This is a genomic window from Aliarcobacter vitoriensis (genome assembly GCF_003316695.1).
GTDB lineage: Bacteria > Campylobacterota > Campylobacteria > Campylobacterales > Arcobacteraceae > Aliarcobacter > Aliarcobacter vitoriensis.
The window spans coordinates 98,636-119,061 of sequence record NZ_PDKB01000001.1 but is presented as its reverse complement, the minus strand read 5'-3'; the positions used below and the strand labels follow the sequence as shown (position 1 = coordinate 119,061).

At 27.6% G+C, this 20,426-nt stretch carries 20 protein-coding genes and 2 tRNA genes; 4 read left to right on the top strand and 18 right to left on the bottom strand.

The window, feature by feature from the left end; genetic code table 11:
* Nucleotide 1: 1 nt before the first annotated feature.
* The gene (locus tag CRU91_RS00560; protein WP_113892339.1) at nt 2–700 is read left to right on the top strand and encodes a hypothetical protein; all 699 of its coding nucleotides are present in this window, start codon (nt 2–4) and stop codon (nt 698–700) included.
* Here the strand turns inward: CRU91_RS00560 and CRU91_RS00555 are convergent.
* Complete coding sequence (locus tag CRU91_RS00555) at nt 697–1,572, bottom strand: AraC family transcriptional regulator (RefSeq protein ID WP_113892337.1); 876 nt, start codon at nt 1,570–1,572, stop codon at nt 697–699. The genes CRU91_RS00560 and CRU91_RS00555 overlap by 4 nt on opposite strands.
* Before the next feature lie 141 nt (nt 1,573–1,713).
* Between CRU91_RS00555 and CRU91_RS00550 the strand changes: the two genes are divergently transcribed.
* From CRU91_RS00550 to CRU91_RS12440, 3 genes are all read left to right on the top strand, one after another.
* The gene (locus tag CRU91_RS00550; protein ID WP_113892335.1) at nt 1,714–1,980 is read left to right on the top strand and encodes an OadG family protein; all 267 of its coding nucleotides are present in this window, start codon (nt 1,714–1,716) and stop codon (nt 1,978–1,980) included.
* A gap of 4 nt (nt 1,981–1,984) precedes the next feature.
* The gene (locus CRU91_RS00545) at nt 1,985–3,817 is read left to right on the top strand and encodes a biotin/lipoyl-containing protein (RefSeq protein ID WP_113892333.1); all 1,833 of its coding nucleotides are present in this window, start codon (nt 1,985–1,987) and stop codon (nt 3,815–3,817) included.
* Between the two features lie 93 nt (nt 3,818–3,910).
* The gene (locus tag CRU91_RS12440; RefSeq protein ID WP_257118563.1) at nt 3,911–4,033 is read left to right on the top strand and encodes a lipoprotein; all 123 of its coding nucleotides are present in this window, start codon (nt 3,911–3,913) and stop codon (nt 4,031–4,033) included.
* A gap of 18 nt (nt 4,034–4,051) precedes the next feature.
* Here CRU91_RS12440 and CRU91_RS00540 read toward each other — a convergent pair.
* The 17 genes from CRU91_RS00540 to CRU91_RS00465 form a co-directional block, all read right to left on the bottom strand.
* A tRNA-Arg gene (locus CRU91_RS00540) sits at nt 4,052–4,128 on the bottom strand.
* Nucleotides 4,129–4,186: 58 nt separating this feature from the next.
* Nucleotides 4,187–4,263, bottom strand: a tRNA-Gly gene (locus CRU91_RS00535).
* A gap of 87 nt (nt 4,264–4,350) precedes the next feature.
* Nucleotides 4,351–6,303, bottom strand: a complete 1,953-nt coding sequence (locus CRU91_RS00530) for a TonB-dependent siderophore receptor (RefSeq protein WP_222718361.1) — start codon at nt 6,301–6,303, stop codon at nt 4,351–4,353.
* A gap of 184 nt (nt 6,304–6,487) precedes the next feature.
* The gene (locus CRU91_RS12170; RefSeq protein ID WP_222718360.1) at nt 6,488–6,694 is read right to left on the bottom strand and encodes a hypothetical protein; all 207 of its coding nucleotides are present in this window, start codon (nt 6,692–6,694) and stop codon (nt 6,488–6,490) included.
* A 179-nt stretch (nt 6,695–6,873) separates the two neighbouring features.
* On the bottom strand, nt 6,874–7,980 hold the full coding sequence (gene mltA, locus CRU91_RS00525) for a murein transglycosylase A (RefSeq protein ID WP_113892331.1): 1,107 nt from the start codon (nt 7,978–7,980) through the stop codon (nt 6,874–6,876).
* A 10-nt stretch (nt 7,981–7,990) separates the two neighbouring features.
* Complete coding sequence (gene dnaK / locus CRU91_RS00520) at nt 7,991–9,871, bottom strand: molecular chaperone DnaK (protein ID WP_113892329.1); 1,881 nt, start codon at nt 9,869–9,871, stop codon at nt 7,991–7,993.
* 79 nt (nt 9,872–9,950) lie between these two features.
* Nucleotides 9,951–10,535, bottom strand: a complete 585-nt coding sequence (gene grpE / locus CRU91_RS00515; protein WP_113892327.1) for a nucleotide exchange factor GrpE — start codon at nt 10,533–10,535, stop codon at nt 9,951–9,953.
* 9 nt (nt 10,536–10,544) lie between these two features.
* Nucleotides 10,545–11,336 (bottom strand): heat-shock protein, encoded by a 792-nt coding sequence (locus CRU91_RS00510; RefSeq protein ID WP_113892325.1) that lies wholly within the window; start codon nt 11,334–11,336, stop codon nt 10,545–10,547.
* 101 nt (nt 11,337–11,437) lie between these two features.
* Nucleotides 11,438–12,079: a transglutaminase-like cysteine peptidase gene (locus CRU91_RS00505; protein ID WP_113892323.1), complete on the bottom strand. Its 642-nt coding sequence runs from the start codon at nt 12,077–12,079 to the stop codon at nt 11,438–11,440.
* Between the two features lie 4 nt (nt 12,080–12,083).
* A complete protein-coding gene (locus CRU91_RS00500; RefSeq protein ID WP_113892321.1) occupies nt 12,084–12,950 on the bottom strand; it encodes an alpha/beta hydrolase in 867 nt (288 codons plus the stop codon).
* Between the two features lie 9 nt (nt 12,951–12,959).
* On the bottom strand, nt 12,960–13,682 hold the full coding sequence (gene truA, locus CRU91_RS00495; RefSeq protein WP_113892319.1) for a tRNA pseudouridine(38-40) synthase TruA: 723 nt from the start codon (nt 13,680–13,682) through the stop codon (nt 12,960–12,962).
* Between the two features lies 1 nt (nt 13,683).
* On the bottom strand, nt 13,684–14,703 hold the full coding sequence (locus CRU91_RS00490) for an LptF/LptG family permease (RefSeq protein ID WP_113892317.1): 1,020 nt from the start codon (nt 14,701–14,703) through the stop codon (nt 13,684–13,686).
* Nucleotides 14,700–15,272 carry a prepilin peptidase gene (locus tag CRU91_RS00485; protein ID WP_222718359.1) on the bottom strand — a complete coding sequence of 191 codons (573 nt, stop codon included), beginning with the start codon at nt 15,270–15,272 and terminating at the stop codon, nt 14,700–14,702. The genes CRU91_RS00490 and CRU91_RS00485 overlap by 4 nt, the downstream gene beginning before the upstream one ends.
* A complete protein-coding gene (locus CRU91_RS00480; RefSeq protein WP_113892313.1) occupies nt 15,259–15,945 on the bottom strand; it encodes a di-trans,poly-cis-decaprenylcistransferase in 687 nt (228 codons plus the stop codon). The genes CRU91_RS00485 and CRU91_RS00480 overlap by 14 nt, the downstream gene beginning before the upstream one ends.
* Nucleotides 15,939–17,153: a bifunctional phosphopantothenoylcysteine decarboxylase/phosphopantothenate--cysteine ligase CoaBC gene (gene coaBC / locus CRU91_RS00475; RefSeq protein ID WP_113892311.1), complete on the bottom strand. Its 1,215-nt coding sequence runs from the start codon at nt 17,151–17,153 to the stop codon at nt 15,939–15,941. Before coaBC ends, CRU91_RS00480 begins: the two co-directional genes overlap by 7 nt.
* A complete protein-coding gene (gene glmU, locus CRU91_RS00470) occupies nt 17,153–18,460 on the bottom strand; it encodes a bifunctional UDP-N-acetylglucosamine diphosphorylase/glucosamine-1-phosphate N-acetyltransferase GlmU (RefSeq protein ID WP_113892309.1) in 1,308 nt (435 codons plus the stop codon). The genes coaBC and glmU overlap by 1 nt, the downstream gene beginning before the upstream one ends.
* Before the next feature lie 13 nt (nt 18,461–18,473).
* Nucleotides 18,474–20,411: an ankyrin repeat domain-containing protein gene (locus CRU91_RS00465; protein WP_113892307.1), complete on the bottom strand. Its 1,938-nt coding sequence runs from the start codon at nt 20,409–20,411 to the stop codon at nt 18,474–18,476.
* Between the last annotated feature and the right edge of the window lie 15 nt (nt 20,412–20,426).

Here is a 20,426-nt window from a genome sequence, read left to right as displayed (position 1 = left end):
TATGAGCCAAGAATTTTTATATCTAATAAATAAAGATGACTTAACATCACAAAATCTTTTTGAAATTATATACCCAAATACAACTACAAATTACTATATAAGTGATGATTTTTCAAAAGATTTTTACACCAAACTTTGCACTTTTGGATTTATTTCAACTTCAATAAATATTCAAGATAAGATATATTTACTTCCTGAAATTCAATTTGAATATGCAGTTTTAGACTTCTGTGATATTCATATTAGTAAAAAAGTAAAAAAACTATTAAATAAAAATGAATTCAAATTTTATATAAACAATGATTTTCTAGCTGTATTAAAAAAAATTAAAGAGTATCATAATGATTCGTGGCTTGAAGAAAATTATGAAAAATTACTTTTAAATTTGAAAGATGAAAAAAGTGAAGATTTTGAACTTTTCTGTGCAGAACTTTATAATATAAACAACAATTTAATCGCTGGAGAAATAGGATATAAGATAAAAAAAACATATACTTCTCTTACTGGATTTTCATCAAAAGATAAAGCATACAAAGATTGGGGGAAATTGCAAATGGTTTTATTAAACACACATTTACAAAATGAAAATTTTGAATTTTGGAATTTAGGACACCCTTATATGCAATATAAGTTCGATTTAGGAGCAAAATTATACTCAAGAGAAGAGTTTTTAAATAAATGGTTAAAAGCTATTCTTTAAAAATTTATTGATACATAAAAACTAAACTCAAATTCATTATGTCCATCACTAAAATCGAGTTTATCATAAATAGCATATGATGGTTTTGTAGTTGTTTCATATTCACTTTGTGGTAGCCATTCGTGATAAACCCACTGTATAAAAGGCAATAAATCCTCTGATTTACCTTTTAAATCAAATTTTGCATAAACACCTTCTGCTATTTTAAATTTTGGTAATCTATCACTTTGTACATTTTCATCATCATCTACAATAATACAAGCGATATATTGACAATCACTAAGTGGAGTAATAGTTGGATTATCATGAAAAAGTGCAGCCCTTTTATATGAAGTTATATTATTTGTCAAAACCCAAGTTTGAAGCTTTTGCCATGTTGCTTCAATATTTCTATTATATCCTTGATTTCTTATATAATAACTCTCAATAGATGCCATTTTAACAATAGTTGGTATAATATTATTGAAATTCGCTTTTGACTGCATTGCAAATCGTGATGTATTAATAATACTATTTGAATAATCTTTATATCCACCATTTTTCCACTCTTTTGGACTCATTCCAAATCTTTCTTTAAATATTTTAATAAATGAAGATTGAGAAGAATAACCACAAGAATTTACAATATTTGAAATTGTCGAGTATTTATTTGTTAGAAGTAAATTTGAAGCTTTTTGAAGCCTTATTGATTTGATACTTTCATATATATTTCTTCCAAAAATCTCTTTAAATATTCTGTGCATATGAAATTTACTAACATTTAAATCTATACTAAGTTCTTCTATATCAATGTTTGTATCAATATGAGTGTAAATATAATACATTATATCATTTGCAATTTTTGTTCGTTTTTCTAAAGTCTCTTTTTTCATAAAATCATTTTAACAAATCTTAACTAAAATTAGCAATATCTAACAATTTATAAAGCACTTAAAAAGAAGAAGAATTTATAAAATTTGCATAGAATAAGTCTTTTAATAAATTGTTACGTCTTAACAAACAAAAGGATGGAAGTGGAAGGTTTAATTCAAGCTATTACTAGCTTTTTTATAGTAATGGGTCTAGTCTCTACAATTTTGCTAATTGTCGGGTTTTTACTCAAAGCAAAAGGTGTAAATTTTGTTGAGTTTTTTCCTACAAAAGAAAAATTAGAAGTACCAGCTCCTAATATAATATATAACACTATTACAAATCCAAGTGTTGTAAATAGTTCAGTAGATGCAAGAAAAGTAGCTGCTATAATGGCAGCAATAGAGCATCACAACAAAGTTCAAGGATAGAAGTATGGCTAAAAAATATATAGATATTATGGATACAACTTTTAGAGATGGATTTCAATCTGTTTTTGGAGGAAGAGTATTGATGAATGACTTTTTTCCAGCTGTTGAAGCTGCAAAAGAGGCAGGAATAAATCACTTTGAATTTGGTGGAGGAGCAAGATTTCAATCTTTATTCTTCTATTTACAAGAAAATGCTTTTGATATGATGGATAAATTTAGATCTATTGTAGGTCCTGATGCTAACTTACAAACATTAGCAAGAGGTATAAATACTGTGATGTTGGATACTGGTTCAAGAGAACTAATTGACCTTCACGCAAAACTTTTTGCAAAACATGGAACAACAACTATTAGAAATTTTGATGCTTTAAATGATGTTCAAAATTTAGAATATTCAGCTCAATGTATAAAAAACCATGGCTTAAAACACGAAGCTGTTGTAACTTTGATGGATTTACCACCAAATTGTTCAGGTGCTCATGATGTACCATTTTATGAAAAAACTTTAAGAAGTATTCTAGATAGTGGCTTACCATTTGATTCTATTTGTTTTAAAGATGCTAGTGGTACAAGTAGTCCAAATAAAGTTTATGAAACTATAAAAATGGCTAGAAAACTTTTAGGTGACTCTACTCATATTAGATTACATACTCACGAAACAGCTGGTGTTTCAGTTGCTTGTTATCTTGCAGCTTTAGATGCTGGTGCGGATGGTATAGATTTAGCTGCATCTCCTGTTAGTGGAGGAACTTCTCAACCAGATATTTTAACTATGCTTCATGCTACAAAAGGTATGAACTATGATTTAGGTGGTTTACAAATAGATAAAATACTTCAATATGAAGAAGTTTTAGCTGATTGCTTGAAAGATTACTTCCTTCCACCAGAAGCTACTCAAGTATCACCACTTATACCATTCTCTCCAATGCCTGGTGGTGCTTTAACTGCAAATACTCAAATGATGAGAGACAATGGAACTTTAGACAAATTCCCTCAAGTTATAAAAGCTATGCAAGAAGTAGTTGTAAAAGGTGGATTTGGAACATCTGTTACACCTGTTTCTCAATTTTATTGGCAACAAGCTTATGCGAATGTTATGTTTGGACCATGGAAGCAAATAGCTCCAGGTTATGGTAGAATGGTTTTAGGTTATTTTGGTAAAACACCAGTTCCTGCTGATAAAGATATTATCGCATTAGCAAGTGAAAAACTAAAACTTGAACCAACAACAAAAAATCCTTTGGATTTAGCAGATGCTGATCCGAAGAAAAGAATTGATGTTTGGAAACAAAGATTAGAAATTGAAGGAATAGAAGCAACTGAAGAGAATATCTTCATAGCTGCTGCTTGTGATGAGAAAGGTATTGCATTTTTAAAAGGTGAAGCACCTTTAAATGTAAGAAAAAATGAAACAAAAAATTGTACTAATAACAAAGGAGAAAAGAAAATGGCAAATGGAAATTACACAGTAATAGTAGACGGACAAAGATTTAATGTAACAGTAGCAGATGGGATAGTAGATAATATTCAAGTATCACAACCAGTAGTTCAACCTCAAGTTGTACAACAAGTTCCAGTTCAAGCAGCACCTGTTCAACAAGCACCAGCAAAACCAGTTTACAATGGTACAGAAGTACCAGCAGCAGTAAATGGAAATGTATGGAAAATACTTGTAAAAGAAGGTGATAAAGTAGAAAAAGATCAACAAATAATGATCTTAGAAGCTATGAAAATGGAGATAGATATAACTGCACCAGTTGCTGGAACAATCTCAAAAATTTTAGTTGAACCTTCAAAATCTGTTGAAGAAGGGCAAACTCTAGCAGTTATTGCTTAATTCACTTTTTTAGATAGAGATTTTCTCTATCTAATTTCTTTCAAATCAAATCTTCACTAAACTATTATTTAAAATAAATCAAAAAGAGACAATATGAAAAAATTAAGAAATATACTATTAGTTCTATTTACAATATTTACTTTAAGTGGCTGTGTTTCTGCTCATGTAAACAGTAGTGGTCATGTTGGTGTAGGTGTGGGTGGAAAAGTTTTCTAGTATTTTAAATATTTAAAGTGGTACTCCCAGTACGATTCGAACGTACGGCCTACGCCTTAGAAGGGCGTTGCTCTATCCAGCTGAGCTATGGAAGCACAAAAGAAATAAAAAAGCCTTATGTAAAGAGTTATTTACTTTTTACATAAGGCTTAGTGGAGCGGGAGACGAGACTCGAACTCGCGACAGTCTGCTTGGAAGGCAGAAGCTCTAGCCAACTGAGCTACTCCCGCATTTTACTTTTCTAAAAAAGTAGATTGCAATTATAATAATTTAACCTTAAATAAATATAAAGAGAGCAAAAACTCTCTTTATAAATCTTAAAATGAATATCTCATATTTACAGCGAAACTTCTTGGTTCTCCATAATTTACATTATTGAAATTACCAATTCCTTCATAATATTTTTTATCGAATAAGTTATTAATATTTAATTGAAATTTTAAATCTTTTGTTACATTATATGAAGCCATAACATTTGCTAAAATATAAGCATCTTGTGTCATTTTAGAAGTTCCACTTCCTGTATATATTTTACTTTTATAGTTTAATCCACCACCAATAGCAAAATCTTTGTTGATTTTATATTTTGTAAATAAGTTTGCTGTTGTTCTTGATGAAGTTGTATTAAATTTCTCATTCTTAGCATTTTTTGCTTCAAAGTTTGCTATACCAAAACTAATATTCCAGTTATCAGTGATTTCTCCATCAATTTCAAACTCAGTACCCTTACTTACTACTCCTTTTGCTGATTTATAAGCAGTACCTCCAGTAATAATATTTAATCCACTTTCATCCTTTGTAGCAACTCCATCTTGCTCTACTCTAAAGATAGATAGTGAAGTATTTAATCTTTTATCAAAATATTCACCTTTGATACCAGTTTCATAATTTTTACCAACTATTGGGTCTAAGTACTTGTCATTTTTATCTTTACTACTTTGTGGTTGGAAGATATCAGTATAACTTGCATAAACAGAATGATGTTCATCTATATCATAAACCAATCCCGCATAAGGTGTAATTTCATTTTTAAACTCTCTATTTCCAACACCATCTCCACTATCATATTTCCAGTTTGAAACTCTAAGTCCAGTAATAAGTTTTAAATCTTCCATTAAAGAAAATTTACCAGCAAGATATATACCTGTTTGAGTTGTATTAGTTGGATTATCTCTAATATCTGCTTGTAAATATGCATTTGGAACATTTATTTCATAAAAGTTTATCAACGGGTTTGATAATGAAGAATTATAAATATTCGTCTTAGAATTAGATTTTATTTCCATTTTAGTATACATATAACCTGTAACAACTTCATGTTCTAATCCACCTAAAGAAAATGGTGCATTAACATATACATCAAAATTATTATCTTTGATTTTTGCATTATATGCATTATCATATATTGAACCTACTCCTGTTCCTGTATCCTTATCAACAGTTCCAGAAAAATAATATAAAGCTGAATCAGTATCAAATTTCTTCTGCTTAATATTTACATTTAAAGATACATCATCATAGAAATATTGAGTAGCATTTGCATAGATTGTTTTTAATTCAGTATTCCAATGAACCCAATCATTTGTAAGTGTTTTTTTTCTATCAAAATTAACTCTAGTTCCATCTGTGTAAAATGGAGGCATTCCTCCCCAACTCGCACCATCTCTATCAAGTTTATCATAACTTGCACCTAAAGATAGTTGTGTAGTATCTGTTAAATCCATATCCACTACACCATAAAAATTGTCTTGTTGTTTTCTATAATAATCTTTAAATGATTTACTATCTTGATGTTTTGCTACAATTCTTGCTCTGATACTTCCATCATTATTTAATGGAGTTTGGACATCAAGAGTAGCACTATAATCATCCCAAGAACCAGCACTTAAATTTATATCTCCATTAAATACTTTACTATTTGCATGTTTTCTTATCATATTAATACCAATAGATGGATTTCCTGCTCCAGTCATAAGTCCATTTGCACCTTTTACAATTTCTACTCTATCATAAATGACTAAATCTGAATCACTAGCATCAAGATACCAATATAAACTAGGAACTCCATCATACATAAAATAGTTTACACTAAATCCTCTTGCTGTTGGAGATATTCTCTCATCAGATCTATTTGTAGATACACCTGTAACATTACTAAGCATTTCTTGAAATGAAGTGATATTTGCATCTTGTAAGTATTCTTGTGTTAAAACTTTAACTGATTGGGGAGTTTCACGGATAGATAAATCAAGTTTTGTAGCTGTTCTCATACTTCCAGTTGTGTATGAATTTGAGTTTTCTGTTGTACTTCCTAGATAATTTCCACTATTTACAGATATTTCATCTAAAACAGTAGTATTACCAAAGTTTTGATATTTTGGTTTTTCTATTATATATATTACACCATCTTCTTGAATAGCTTTTAAATCATTTGGATTTAATATACTATTTAAACTATCTAATACCGTACCCCCCCCCGAAACCTAACTTTTCTGAATCAACTATCTTATTCTTTAAATCTTTTGATTTTGAAATATATGTTATATTATATTTCTTTACTATATTCTCTACTGCTTCTTGCAAACTTATCTCTTTTGCATTTAACATTGTTCCACTTAACATCATTGATGCTAAAACTGAAATGAAAATCTTTCTTTTCATCTTAAATCCTTTGTATTAATTTTGAGAATTTGTTTCTCTATATAGTAAGACGATTTAAATGAAAAAAATGGACAAATTTACAGAAAGAATTTTCAAATTTGTAAGCTTGAGTTACTTTTGGTAACAAAAAGAGTATTTAAGTAATAAAATGAATTAAAAATAAATTTAATTCATCTCTATCAATATTTAGGTTTTAGAATATACATTTTACCTTTTTCTTTCATTCTTCCAGCATAATTATATGCTTCATCTCCAAATCCCCAGAAAAAATCAGCTCGTATTTCGCCTTTTATTGCTCCACCAACATCAGCAGCAACCATCACTTGATTTATAGGCTCTTTTGTTATAGGATTTTGAGTACTTAAAAATACTGGTGTCCCAAGTTGTATATAACTTCTATCCACTGCAATATTTCTTTTTGGAGTTAAAACAGTATTTAAAGCCCCTGTTGCTCCTTGATTTGAAACTTGAAAAAATACATAACTCTCATTTAAATTTAAAATATCATCTATTTTTGAAGGATTTTTAAGTAAAGCCTCTTTTATAGTTTGAACTGAAATATCTTCTCTTTTGATTATTTCATTATCTATAAAATATCTTCCTATACTTGTATATGGTCGTCCATTCTGTCCTGAATATCCTACATTTATTATTTCACCAGTATCAAGTTTGATTTTTCCACTTCCTTGAACTTGTAAGAAAAAAAGATCTATTTTATCATCAACATAAGCTATGGATTCAAAATTTTTATTGTTTGGATTTAATTCTATATCTTTTCTTGTATCATAAGGAACTATATTTTTACCTACAAGCTTACCAGTAGATTTATATCCTTTTAAACTTGCATTATCAGATGTGATTAAATTCTTTGGTATTTTATAAACTGGATATTTATATCTTGAAGTTTTTTTCAAACTTCCATACAATAAAGGTTCATAATATCCAGTTATCGTACCTTCATCATTTGAATTATTATCATAAAGTTTATAAGGAATAAAGTTTGATACAAAAAACATAGCTCCATCAGTTGTATATTGAGCTTTTTCACAAACAGTTTTTAACTCTTCAAATCTTTTAGATTTTTGACAATCTTTTTTAAAAACTTCCAAAGCATAGTTTAAATCATCTTCAAAAAAGCCTTTAATTTGGGCAAAAGATACTTTTTCCATTCGCTCTTTTTGAGTTACTTTTTCTACAACTTCTAAAGGCTTTATATCATTTTTTTTAGTTGCACAAGAAGTAAATAAAATTGTAGTAAGGATTAGTAATATTATATTTTTTTGCATGAAGTAGAGATTACTCTACTTCCGCATCGATAACATCATCGTCATCTTTTTTTGCTTTTTGGTTTGGTTGAGCATTTTGCTCACCATCTTTTTTATACATAGCTTCTGCTAATTTATGAGATTTTTCAGTTAAATTTTTTAATTTTTCTTCAATTTGCTCTTTTGTAGCATTTTCATCTTTTAAAACTTCTTCAAGTTCAGCTGCTGCATCAACAATAGCTTTTTTCTCTTCTTCACTTATTGCACTTTCATTTTCTTCTAAAGTTTTTCTTGTAGAGTGTAATAATGCATCTGCTTGATTTCTTACTTCAATTACTGCTTTTTTCTTAGCATCTGTTTCTTTATTTGCTTCTGCTTCTGCTACCATTTTTTCAATTTCAGCATCACTTAATCCAGAACTTCCAGAAATAGTGATTTTATTTTCTTTTCCTGTTCCTTTATCTTTTGCAGATACATTTAAAACACCATTTGCATCAATATCAAATGTTACTTCAATTTGAGGAACACCTCTTGGAGCTGCTGGAATATCTGAAAGTTCAAACATACCTAAAGATTTGTTATCTCTTGCAAATTCTCTCTCACCTTGAGAAACATGAATTGAAACTGCTGGTTGATTATCATCAGCTGTTGAGAAAACTTGTGATTTTTTAACTGGAATTGTAGTTCCTTTTTCAATAAGTTTTGTCATAACTCCACCTAAAGTTTCGATTCCTAAACTTAATGGCGTAACATCAAGTAAAAGAACATCTTTAACATCACCTCTTAAAACTCCAGCTTGAACTGCTGCACCAGCAGCTACAACCTCATCAGGATTTACTCCTTTATTTAAGTCTTTTCCAAAAAATTCTCTTACAACTTGATTTGCTTTAGGAAGTCTTGTACTTCCTCCAACCATAATAATCTCGTCAATTTCACCTTTATCCAAACTAGCATCTTTTAATGCTGTTTTGATATGAGATAGTGTTTCATTTATTAAATTTTCAGTCATTGACTCAAATTTTGCTCTAGTTAAAGATTTAACTAAGTGAATTGGTCCTGCATTTCCCATAGAAATAAATGGTAAGTTGATTTCTGTTGATTCTGCACTACTTAACTCTTTTTTAGCATTTTCAGCTGCATCTTTAAGTCTTTGTAATGCCATTTTGTCATTTTTAATGTCAAAGCCATTTTCATCTTTAAACTCTTTTGCTAACCAATCAATAATTGCATTATCAAAGTCATCTCCACCTAAGAAAGCATTTCCATCAGTTGAAAGTACTTCAAATGTTCCATCTCCAATTTCTAAAACTGTAACGTCAAAAGTTCCTCCACCTAAATCGTAAACTAAAACTTTTTCTTCACCTTTTTTATCCAAACCATAAGCTAAAGATGCTGCTGTTGGCTCATTGATAATTCTAAGTACATTAAGCCCTGCAATTGTTCCAGCTTCTTGAGTAGCTTTTCTTTGTGCATCATTAAAATATGCAGGTACAGTGATAACTGCATCTGTAACTTTTGCTCCTAAATACTCTTCAGCATCAGCTTTTAGTTTTCCTAAAATTTTTGCACTGATTTCTTGTGGAGTGTAAACTTTTCCAGCGATTTCAACTGCTGCTGCTCCATTTCTATCAACTATTTTATATCCAACTTTTGATTGAGCTTCTTTTGCATTTGGCTCATTCATCATAAGACCCATAATTCTTTTGATTGAATATATAGTTTTTTCTGGATTTGTAATAGCTTGTCTTTTTGCTGGATCACCTACTAAAACTTCACCTTTATCTGTATAAGCCACAATTGATGGAGTTGTATTTTTCCCTTCTTTATTTGGGATAATTTTTGCTTCACCATTTTCATAAACAGCAACACAAGAGTTTGTTGTTCCTAAATCTATTCCAATTACTTTACTCATTTTTTTTCCTTTTATTAAGATTTTTAAATTTTAAATTCTATTTATAGTTTATTGACATCGCGGTCATTATTTTCAAAAATTAATTTGAAATAGAGACCATAGAAGGTCTAAGTAACCTATCTTTTAACAAATAACCTTTTTGTAACTCAGCAACTATTTGTCCAGTTTCATGATTTGCACTATCTACTTGCATAACTGCATTATGTACATTTGGATCAAACTCTCCATCTGTATCAACTTTTATAATGTTGTGTTTTTCAAAAGTCGATAAAAAGCTTTTTATTGTAAGTTCTATCCCCTCTTTTAATTTTGGTAAAAGTTCACTTGAATCAATTCCAGCTTTTGAAGAAGCCAATGCCATTTCCAAAGTATCAAGTGGAGTTAATAAATCTTTTGCAAATTTTTCACTTGCATAGTCTATTGCTTGGTATTTCTCTTTTTCAAGCCTTTTTTTGATATTTTCAAAATCAGCATGAACCCTTAAAAATTTATCTTCACTCTCTTTTAATTCATTTTCAAGCCTAGCTACTTTTTCTTCTAAACTCTCTTCTTTTACTTCAGCATTTTCAGATTCTTGTTTTTCACAGCATTGACTATCTTGACAACACTCTTCTTTGTTAGTCTGCTCTTCGCTTAAAATTTCTTCTTTTGTCTCTTCACTCATTATATTCTCCTAAAATTGTTTAATTTGTTCAAAAAAATATCCATAATCTTTTGATAATTCACCAATAACCAACATTTTTACATCTTCATTATTGATTTTGCAGAATTTACAAATACCAATATAGTTTTGTGGTAAAAAATTATCAAAATACAAGCCATCTTTTAGCTCATCGATAATATAACCTTTTAAAAACCTATCTATTGTAAACTCATCAAAATCAAAATTCAGTGCTAAAGAGAAAAACTCTTTATAGTTGAAAATCTCAAAATCATTGCTTTGTAAACTTTGATTTATACTATTATATAACTCATATGCTCCTACATCTTTTGAAATTTTTAAAATATCTTTTAAATCAAAATTTATAAAATCTTTTAAAAATCTACTCAAAGCATCACTATATTTTATACTAACTGCAAAAGTTGAAAACTCCAAAATCATATATCTGTTTTCAACATTTATGATATTTTTTAAAATATCTTTTTTCTCTTTTTTCAGAAATACTGTTAAACCAATTTTTGAACTAAAATACTCTAAAGCTTTTATATTTATACCATTTAAATCAAAGTCTAATCTTCCACTCCAATACTGTTTCAAAGCTTCATTAGTAGGAGTTCTTCCACTACTTATATGTTCTTGAACTAAATAACCTTCATCTCCAAGCTTCTTAAAATAACCTCTAATAGTTGCAGGAGAGTATGATAAATCATACATAGATTTTAGTTGTGTTGAACCTATTGGTTCTAAATGCTCTATATAAGCTTTGATAATAGATTGTAGTAAAAACTCTTTTTTATCTATCATAAACATAACCACTTTTATAAATTTAGCACTCTAATATATAAACTGCTAAAGAATTATAGCTTATTGAGTCAATGTTTGTCAAGAGTACATAAAAATTTTATTTATTCGCCCAATTTATAGACTCTATTTAAGATTCTTTCCCATTTATTGTCATTTTGCCAGTCAATAACTACTTTTTGTGTAAATTTATCTTTTGTAAATTGATACGAATCTATCTCATTAAAAGCAACAATAGGAGTTAAATCTACCCTTTTTGTAAAAGGAAGAACTTTAAAACTAAGATTATCAAGCACTAAAGGCGATGAGTTTTTATCTTTTATATAAAGTAAAACCATATGCGTTCCAGCACTTCCTTTAACACTTACAATAGCCAAATACAAATGTTCTTTCTTTATTCCTAATTCTAAAAGAGTAAAATATTTAGATATAGCATAATCCTCACAATCACCAAAACCTTTAAAAAAGAACTCTTTTGGTGTCATCCAATAATCATCTATTCCTACACTTTGACTATCATATTCTGGTAAAGTTCTATTTATAAAAAAATTTGTTTGTGCCAACTTTTTATCTATATCAAGACTTTTAGCTTTTATTTTAAACTCTTTATACTTTTCCAATCTTTTTAAAATTGCTGTTTTCTGCTTTGAATTATTAATCAAATTTGTATCTTTTGGGTTTAATTTAAACTCATAAGAAAAAAGATTTAGGCAACAAAATAAAATGATTAGAAATCTTAAAAACATTTTATTATTCTATTTTAAAAATTTGATTTAGTGCTGGAAATAGTGCTTCAAGATGAGAAGCATTTTGTATATTTAAAACCTTTGTTTGTAAATTTACACTATTTTTAAAATATGAAGCAAATATATCAATATCTGTTGGATTTTTGCCTTTATTTTCAATTTCTCCTACACTCAAAATTAAATTTGTAGGATTTTTAAACTCTATATTATTATCTTTCAAATTTTTTAATATCAAAGAATCATTCCACCAAATAGATGGACTTGCAGCTATAAAATTCTGAAAATCATTTGGATGATTTAAAAAAGCATAAAGAGTAAAAAGTCCACCATAAGAGTGGCCAAACAAAGTCTGTTTATGTTTATCTATCTTATAATTTTTTTCAATAATTGGTTTTAATTGCTTTTGTATAAAACTATAAAATTCTTCTGCTCCACCTTGAGTAAATTGTGAACTTCCACGATTTTGTGGAGTTTTTAGTTCACCATCATATGGAGGAGTATAATCAAAACTTCTTGCTTCTATATCAAAAAGTTCTTTTGAAGCATATCCAATAGAAACTATCAAAGGTGGAACTTTTTTTGTACGGTAAGACATATTATCGATAGCTTGTGCCATAACCGAAGCATAAGGAAAAGTAGCATTTCCATCTAAAATATATACCACTGGATAACCATTTTCTAACGCTTGTGATTTTGGTTGATAAACTTGTATTACATACTCTTGTTTGTGAAATTTTGAAGATATTGTAAATTCATGATTTTGTTCACCACCAACAAGAGAAATATCTTTTTGTATGCTAATTTCTGAATTTGCAAATAAAAATATATTTAAAAAAATTATGATAAATACCACTTTTACTAAACTTTTCATATTCTATCCTTAATATTTTATTTGAGCAAGATATAAACCATTTGCAATTGCTGGGGTTTTAAATATATGTTTTTTTAAATTTAACTGCTCTTTTAAATCTTGTATAGTTAATTTTTTACCATTAATTGCAAGTAAAAATCCTACCATAAGTCTTATTTGACTTCTTAAATATGAATTTGCAGTAAATTTAAAAACATAAATATCTTTATATTTATAAAAATTTGTATCAAAAATCTCTCTTTTTGTATTCTCTTTTTCGCTTCCAGTTTTATGAAAATATTTAAAATCATAAACTCCTATAAACTCTTTTATAGCATCTTTTAAAAGCTCTTCATCTATATATTTTACATAAGTTATATATTTTGAATTAAAAGGGTTTGTTGGTTTTGTAGTTATCAAATATCTATAAACTCTTCTTTTTGCACCAAATCTTGAGTGAAAATCATCATTTACTTTTGATATTTTTAGTATTTTTATTGAAATAGGAAGTCGTCTATTTAAAATATCTTTTAACTTAAAAAAATCATTAAAATGCTCTGGGATTTGACAATTAAAAACTTGCTTAGTAGCATGAACATCTTTATCTGTTCTACCACTAAAAATAATTTTTGTATCAATACCAAAAGTTTTAAAAACTCTTAAAAGTTCATCTTCAACTGTATTTTGATTTGGTTGTTTTTGACTTCCAAAATATACACTTCCATCATAAGAACAAATAAACTTTAAATTCAAACTAATACTCTGTTTTTATAGTTTTACTATATAAAATATAACTTGCAATTAACCAAAAAATAGGTATCAAATAAATAGAGTGCAAAGATTTATCTCCAATATATTTTACAAGTATAAAATATAGAACAACTGTAACAATAGAGTAAGCAACAGTTCTGTTTTTTTCATATCTTGGATTAAAATAACCAAAAGTTATAACTAAAAATAAAGATATTAAAGGGAAAAATGAAGTTAAAACAAAAAATATAAAATCATCAATATCTTTTTTATCTTTAAAATTTTCTAACCAGTAATTATAGCTATTTGTAAAATCATCAATAGAACCACTTGCAATAGCATCATTTATGTACATATTCTTATAATTTACTTGATTAAACTCTTTTTCTTTTTCATTTATAACAAAAACTTTTCCATCTATTAATTTAAAACTTAGATTTCCTTCATCATTGTCTAAAATAGCCTCTTTACTTATAATAAAATGCTCTTGCTCTTTTTCTGTTTTAAAAAGTTTAACTTCTTGATAGTTTTTATCTTTTTTAGAGCTAATATATATAAGCCAATCACCAAATTTTTGCCCAAATTCACTCTCTTTTATATTAAAATTTGCCTCTTTTTTCTTAACTTCCGTAAACTGTTTTGTAAGATACTTAGTTTTTGGAATAAGTCCAATAGAAATAACTAATAGTATAAGCGATACGATAATCGTAATAGGCAAAAATATTTTTAAAATTTTTAGTGGATTTAATCCAAAAGATGTAATAACAGTAAGCTCATATTCACCTGACAATTTTGATAAAGTTATAGCCAAAGATATAAAAAAACAAATTGGCATAGTATAAAATATAATTTGGGGCATAGTGTAACTATAAAGCTGGAATAATTCAAAAAAATCCATAGTAATTACAGAAGTTAAAGATGCTATTCTTACTAAAAAAACAACTGACGTTATAAAAAATAGTCCCAAAAATATAGGAAAAAATGTAAGTGATAATTGTGAATATAAATAGTTATTTAATCTCAATAAAAATCCTTCAAGTGGTTAGAAATATGGAAAAAGAATTCCAAAAAAAAGGCAATAACTAAAGAAGGAATAAATGGAATTTCGCTCTCTTTTTTTATTGCTTTTACATAAATTGTATGTATTATACCAAGAATTGCACTTAAGAATATAGTAAAAATGGCTTCTTGTAAACCTAAAACCACTCCAATAGAAGCGATCAAAGGAATATCACCTTCACCTAAAGCTGTCTTTGTTTTCAAGCTTTCATCTTTTAAAATTCTTGATTTTATATTTTGTATATAAAATGTAACTAAAAAATTTAGTAAAAAAACTGCTCCACTTAAAAATAAAGCATTTTGCAAACTCTCAAAAAATTCAAATGATGTTAGAAAAAATGATGTTATAAATACAAATAAAAGTAGATAATCAGGAACTGCTTTATACTTTAAATCATAAGAACAAAGCACTACTAAAATATAAAAAAACAATGAATATTGTAAAAACAATAAACCAAAACCAAATTTAATAAATAGTAATATTGAAAGTGCAAGACTTAAAATTAATACTTTTAAACTTCTATAATGCTCCAAATCTTCTTTGCCTTTTTTTAAAATCTTCTATTATATCTTCAAGTTCACAACTATTAAAATCTGGCCATAAAGTAGAAGTAAAAAACAGCTCGGCATAGGCATTTTGCCATAATAAATAGTTTGAAAGTCTTAATTCTCCACTTGTACGAATAAGTAAATCTACACTACTAAATCCAGCTGTATCAAGACAAGATTCAAAATTTTGTTCATTTATTTCCAAATTTTGTTCATTTAGTTTTTTTATTGCTCTTAATATTTCATCTTTAGAACCATAATTTAATGCAAGTATTTGAGTAAGTCCACTACAAATAGATGTTTTTTCTTCAATTGTTTTTATAGTATTTTGCAAAGAATTTGAAAATTTACTCAAATCCCCAATGGCTTTAAATCGAATATTATTCTCTAAAAAAACTTCTAATTCATTTTTTAAATATTTCTCCAAAAGTTTCATAAGATATTCAACTTCAAGTTTTGGTCTTTTCCAGTTCTCAGTTGAAAATGCATACAAAGTAAGATATTTTATACCTATTTTTGCACAATAAGTTGTGATCTCTCTTACAACTTTGGCACCCTCTTCGTGTCCAGCCGTTCTTTTCAGTCCACGCTCATTTGCCCATCTTCCATTCCCATCCATAATAATAGCAATGTGTTGTGGGTTTTGCTGTTCTAACATTCTTTAAACTCTTTTTCTAAATCAGCTAAAATATCAAAAGAAATTTCTAACTTTTCTCCTTTAAAATATATGCTTTTATCTTTTAAAATGAGTTCTATTTTATTATCATTGCTTCCAAAACTATTATTTTCATCTAAAATATTCAAACAAACTGCATCAAGATTTTTATTTTTTAACATATTTTGTGCATTTGTTTTGGCATTCTCTTTATCCATTTCAGCTTTAAATCCAATAGAAATAATATCTGTTTTATTCAAACTATTTAAAATATCAATATTTTGAACTAAATTTAGATTAAATACTTCTCCTAAACTATCCTTTTTTAGTTTTCCTTCAAAACTTTTTTCTGGAACATAATCACTAACAGCTGCAACCATAAATAAAAATGATTTTTTTTGAGTTTTTTGTACTAATATTTCACCAAGATTTAAAAACATACTTTGCGAACTATCAACAACTTTTAAATCTATGTTTTTTGGTAAATTTTCATATCCTCTAGTAGTTACTAAACTAACATCAGCACCAAAATAATACAAGGCTGTTGCCAAACTTGTAGCCATTTTTCCACTTGAAAAATTTGAAATATATCTAACATCATCTATTTTTTCTAATGTACCACCACCACTTAAAACTACTTTTCTATTTTCCCAATATCGATTTTTAAGTAGCTCTCTACAAGTAATATCAAAAATATCTTTTGGTTCAGCCATAGCTCCATCACCAACATCTTTGCAAACAAGTTCTTTAACCAAAGAAGAGATTATTTTATAATTATAATTTTTTAACTTTCCAAGATTTTCTTTTGTAATAGGATTATTTATCATATTTGTATTTGCTGCTGGTGAAATAAGTTTGGTTTTAGTATAGGCTAAAGCTGTTTGAAGTAGTAAATTATCTGCAAAGCCACAAGCAAGTTTATTTATTGTATTTGCACTAGTAGGAGCTATTACAAAAATATCAGCCCATTTTCCAATATCTATGTGGTTATAGTCTTGACTTTTATCCCAATTTTCACTTATTTCATCTAAAACTTTGTTTTGAGAAATTGCTTCAAAAGTAATAGGATTTATAAATTTTTTGGCACTTTCAGTCATAATTACTCTTACAACTGCTCCAGCTTTTATATAAAGTCTTATTAACTCTAAAGCTTTATAAATTGCAATAGAACCAGTAACACCTACCAAGATTTTTTTATCTTTTAAAAGCATTACTTTTTCTCATTAGTTTTTTTGGCAAAATGTTTATAAAAATATCCATCAATAGTTTTTGTTTTTGCTCGTGTTAAATATAAATCACCTTTTTTAACATTTCCAGTAACAGTTGTTCCAGCACCTATTATTACATCATCTTCAATAGTTACAGGAGCAACAAACTGTGTATCACTTCCCACAAAAACATTTTTCCCGATGATTGTTTGATGTTTATTTACTCCATCATAATTACAAGTTATTGTCCCACAACCAATATTTGTTCCTTCATCAATAACACAATCACCCAAATAACTTAAATGCCCTGCTTTAACTCCTGTTAAAATAGCTTTTTTTGTCTCTACAAAATTTCCAATATGAGTAGAAATTATCTTGCTTTCTGGTCTAATTCTAGCCATTGGTCCAACATCACTATTTTCAACAATAGAGTTCTCAACAACACTATTTGTTTTAATATGAGAGTTTATTATTTTTGAATTTCCTAAAATACTTACACCATTTTCAATGATACTTTCACCTTTTATTTCAACACCTTCTTCTATATAAATAGTATCTGGCAATCTAAAAATTACTCCAGCTTTCATAAACTCTTTTTTTATTCTATTTTGGTGAATAACCTCAGCATCAGCTAATTCAACTTTAGAATTAACTCCTTTGAAATTTTCTTCATTTACAATAAGTGGTTTTAATACTTTTCCTTGGCTTATTGCCATTTCAACTAAATCTGTGATGTAATACTCTTTTTGGGCATTGTTATTATCTAATTTTGCTAAATTTTCAAGTAGAAATTTTGAACAAAACTGATAAATTCCTGCATTTGCAGTTGTTATACTTAACTCTTCACTAGAAGCATCTTTTTGTTCAACGATTTTTTTAACATTTCCATTTTCAATAATTACTCTTCCATATCCATCAGCACTTTCAAGCTTTAAAACTGACATAACGATAGTTGCAGAAATATCAAACTTTTCAAGTTCACTTGCTTGAATTAAAGGCATATCTCCATTTAGAACCAAAACTTTTTCATATTTTGGAGTTATTCCCATAACTGCTCCACCAGTTCCAGGGAAGTTTTTATGGTCTTGTATTACAAAATTTATATTTTTAAAATATTTTTCTATTTCAGTTTTTACTTTTTCAAATTGATGATATAAAACAACTGTAATATCATCACTAAGTTTTAAAGCCTCTTTTATAGAGTAGTAAAGCATTGGTTTTCCAGAAATTTTGTGTAAAACTTTTGGAGTTTCAGATTTCATTCTTGTCCCAGCACCAGCAGCTAATATAATTATTGATTTTTTATTCATTTTTTAACCTTTTTTAAGCTAAAGCTTCATTTATCTCTTTTTTAAAATTTGTAACAACTTCTGCTAAAGCATTTTGCATTTTAGGGTCAGAAATATTCTCAGCCACTAAAAACTTATCTAAAACTTTTTCTTTTGTTTTAAAAAATTGAGCAACTTTTTTATTTTTAACATTGTTATTATACATCAAAATACCAGATGATATTAGTGTAATCACAAGTCTAGTATGTCCTAAAATAGCTGCATAATTTAAAATATTAAATCCACTATTATCAGGTAAATTCATATCAGCACCAGCAGAAATCAACCATCTTGCAATTTGATAATTTCCTTTCCATTGAGTATGATGGAGTGCTGTTCTACCATGATTATCTTGTAGATTTAAATTTGCTTTTTTTACCATTAATTTTTCAACAACAACTAAATCATCAGCAATTACAGCTTTGTGAATTACTGTCTTTCCATCTTTATCTTGAATATTAAGATTTACTCTATATTTTAAAAAATTTTGTAATCTTTTTACAAAATAAGCTTTAAGTGTTCTATCTTCAACTTTCAATCCATCATCAATCATACACATCAAAGGTGTATTTCCATCATAATCTATACAATTTAATTCTATTCCATACTCAACTAAAATATCTAAAATATCAAAGCTATCATAATTTATCAAATCAAATACTAGATTTCTACCATCTACTTGTTTATGATTCAAATTAGCACCTTGAGATAAAACTTTTTTTAGTAATATATCAAACCCTGCATCTTCTTTTACAAACTCACTTAAAGTTGAATTACTTGGTTTTTCACCCTTTGAAATCAAAATTAAATCAATCAAATTTTCAACTATACTTTTAAAAAAATTATCTCTTTGATTTAAATTTGCTCCTTTTGAAATAAGAAAATCTATAATTTTATTGTTAGAATAACCTTTTAAAATCTCTGTATGGACTAAATTTCTTCCATATTCATCTAATATATTTATATTTGCACCACAATTTATTAAAAATTCTGCTGTTATAAAATTTCTTTTTTCTATCTCTTTTTGTAATACTGTTTTTCCAAATTTATCTGGAGTATCAACTTTAAATCCACCATCGATAATCTGCAAAGCTAAAGATAAATAATCATCTTTTTGAGAAATCAAGCTATATCTTTTATCTTCCAAATCTTTATCATATTTTTGTAAAGTAATAATATAAAATATCTCATCAACAATTGTTTTATCTCTTTTGTCCACAATATTCAAATCTATTCTACGCTGAATTAGATGCTTTAAAACTATTTGATTTTTTTCACCCTGTAAGATAGTATTAAAAAGAACATTTTGTCCATATTTGTCTACTATATTAACATCTATTCCATTTTGGATTAAAGTTAAAGCAATTCTTAAATCATCTTTTAAGATTGCTATAAAAAGTGCAGTTTGTCCATTTTTATCAACAACATTTATATTTTTAATACTATCTATAACTTTTTTTAAAATATCAATATTACCATTTTCAACCGCATCAAAAAGAACAGTTTCTTCATCATCACTTTTTATATCAAAATCTACATTGTAGTTCAAAAGTATTTGAAAGACTTTTATATTTCCTAAAAGAACATTATCTTGTAAAATAGTCCTTCCTTTAGAATTCTTTCTATTTATATCAAAACCATTTTCAAGCAAAAATCTAACCATCATAAAATCATATTTTTCACAAGCTTCACTTAAGACAGTTTTGCCTAAAGTATCCTCTTTATAGATATCTATACCCAAAGCTAATAGAATTTTTATTGCATCAAATTTTTTTTTGTTAGCTAATTCAAAAAGAACAGTCCTTCCTTTCTCATCAGTAAAATTTATATCTACACCCTTATCGATATATTTTTTAAGCTTATTTACATCAATTTTACTTGACATCAACTCTTTAAAAAAGCTATCTTCATCAGCTTTGAAAAAACTTAACACTAAATTTCCTTATTA

Bases quoted from the DNA above. Each gene is read 5' to 3' on its own strand.
- mltA (WP_113892331.1), bottom strand. From the start codon at position 7,980: ATGCAAAAAAATATAATATTACTAATCCTTACTACAATTTTATTTACT.
- dnaK (WP_113892329.1), bottom strand. From the start codon at position 9,871: ATGAGTAAAGTAATTGGAATAGATTTAGGAACAACAAACTCTTGTGTT.
- CRU91_RS00505 (WP_113892323.1), bottom strand. From the start codon at position 12,079: ATGTTTTTAAGATTTCTAATCATTTTATTTTGTTGCCTAAATCTTTTT.
- CRU91_RS00530 (WP_222718361.1), bottom strand. From the start codon at position 6,303: ATGAGAACAGCTACAAAACTTGATTTATCTATCCGTGAAACTCCCCAA.
- CRU91_RS12440 (WP_257118563.1), top strand. From the start codon at position 3,911: ATGAAAAAATTAAGAAATATACTATTAGTTCTATTTACAATATTTACT.
- CRU91_RS00560 (WP_113892339.1), top strand. From the start codon at position 2: ATGAGCCAAGAATTTTTATATCTAATAAATAAAGATGACTTAACATCA.
- CRU91_RS00480 (WP_113892313.1), bottom strand. From the start codon at position 15,945: ATGTTAGAACAGCAAAACCCACAACACATTGCTATTATTATGGATGGG.
- CRU91_RS00555 (WP_113892337.1), bottom strand. From the start codon at position 1,572: ATGAAAAAAGAGACTTTAGAAAAACGAACAAAAATTGCAAATGATATA.
- CRU91_RS00510 (WP_113892325.1), bottom strand. From the start codon at position 11,336: ATGATAGATAAAAAAGAGTTTTTACTACAATCTATTATCAAAGCTTAT.
- CRU91_RS12170 (WP_222718360.1), bottom strand. From the start codon at position 6,694: ATGAAAAGAAAGATTTTCATTTCAGTTTTAGCATCAATGATGTTAAGT.
- coaBC (WP_113892311.1), bottom strand. From the start codon at position 17,153: ATGCTTTTAAAAGATAAAAAAATCTTGGTAGGTGTTACTGGTTCTATT.
- glmU (WP_113892309.1), bottom strand. From the start codon at position 18,460: ATGAATAAAAAATCAATAATTATATTAGCTGCTGGTGCTGGGACAAGA.
- CRU91_RS00545 (WP_113892333.1), top strand. From the start codon at position 1,985: ATGGCTAAAAAATATATAGATATTATGGATACAACTTTTAGAGATGGA.
- grpE (WP_113892327.1), bottom strand. From the start codon at position 10,535: ATGAGTGAAGAGACAAAAGAAGAAATTTTAAGCGAAGAGCAGACTAAC.
- CRU91_RS00500 (WP_113892321.1), bottom strand. From the start codon at position 12,950: ATGAAAAGTTTAGTAAAAGTGGTATTTATCATAATTTTTTTAAATATA.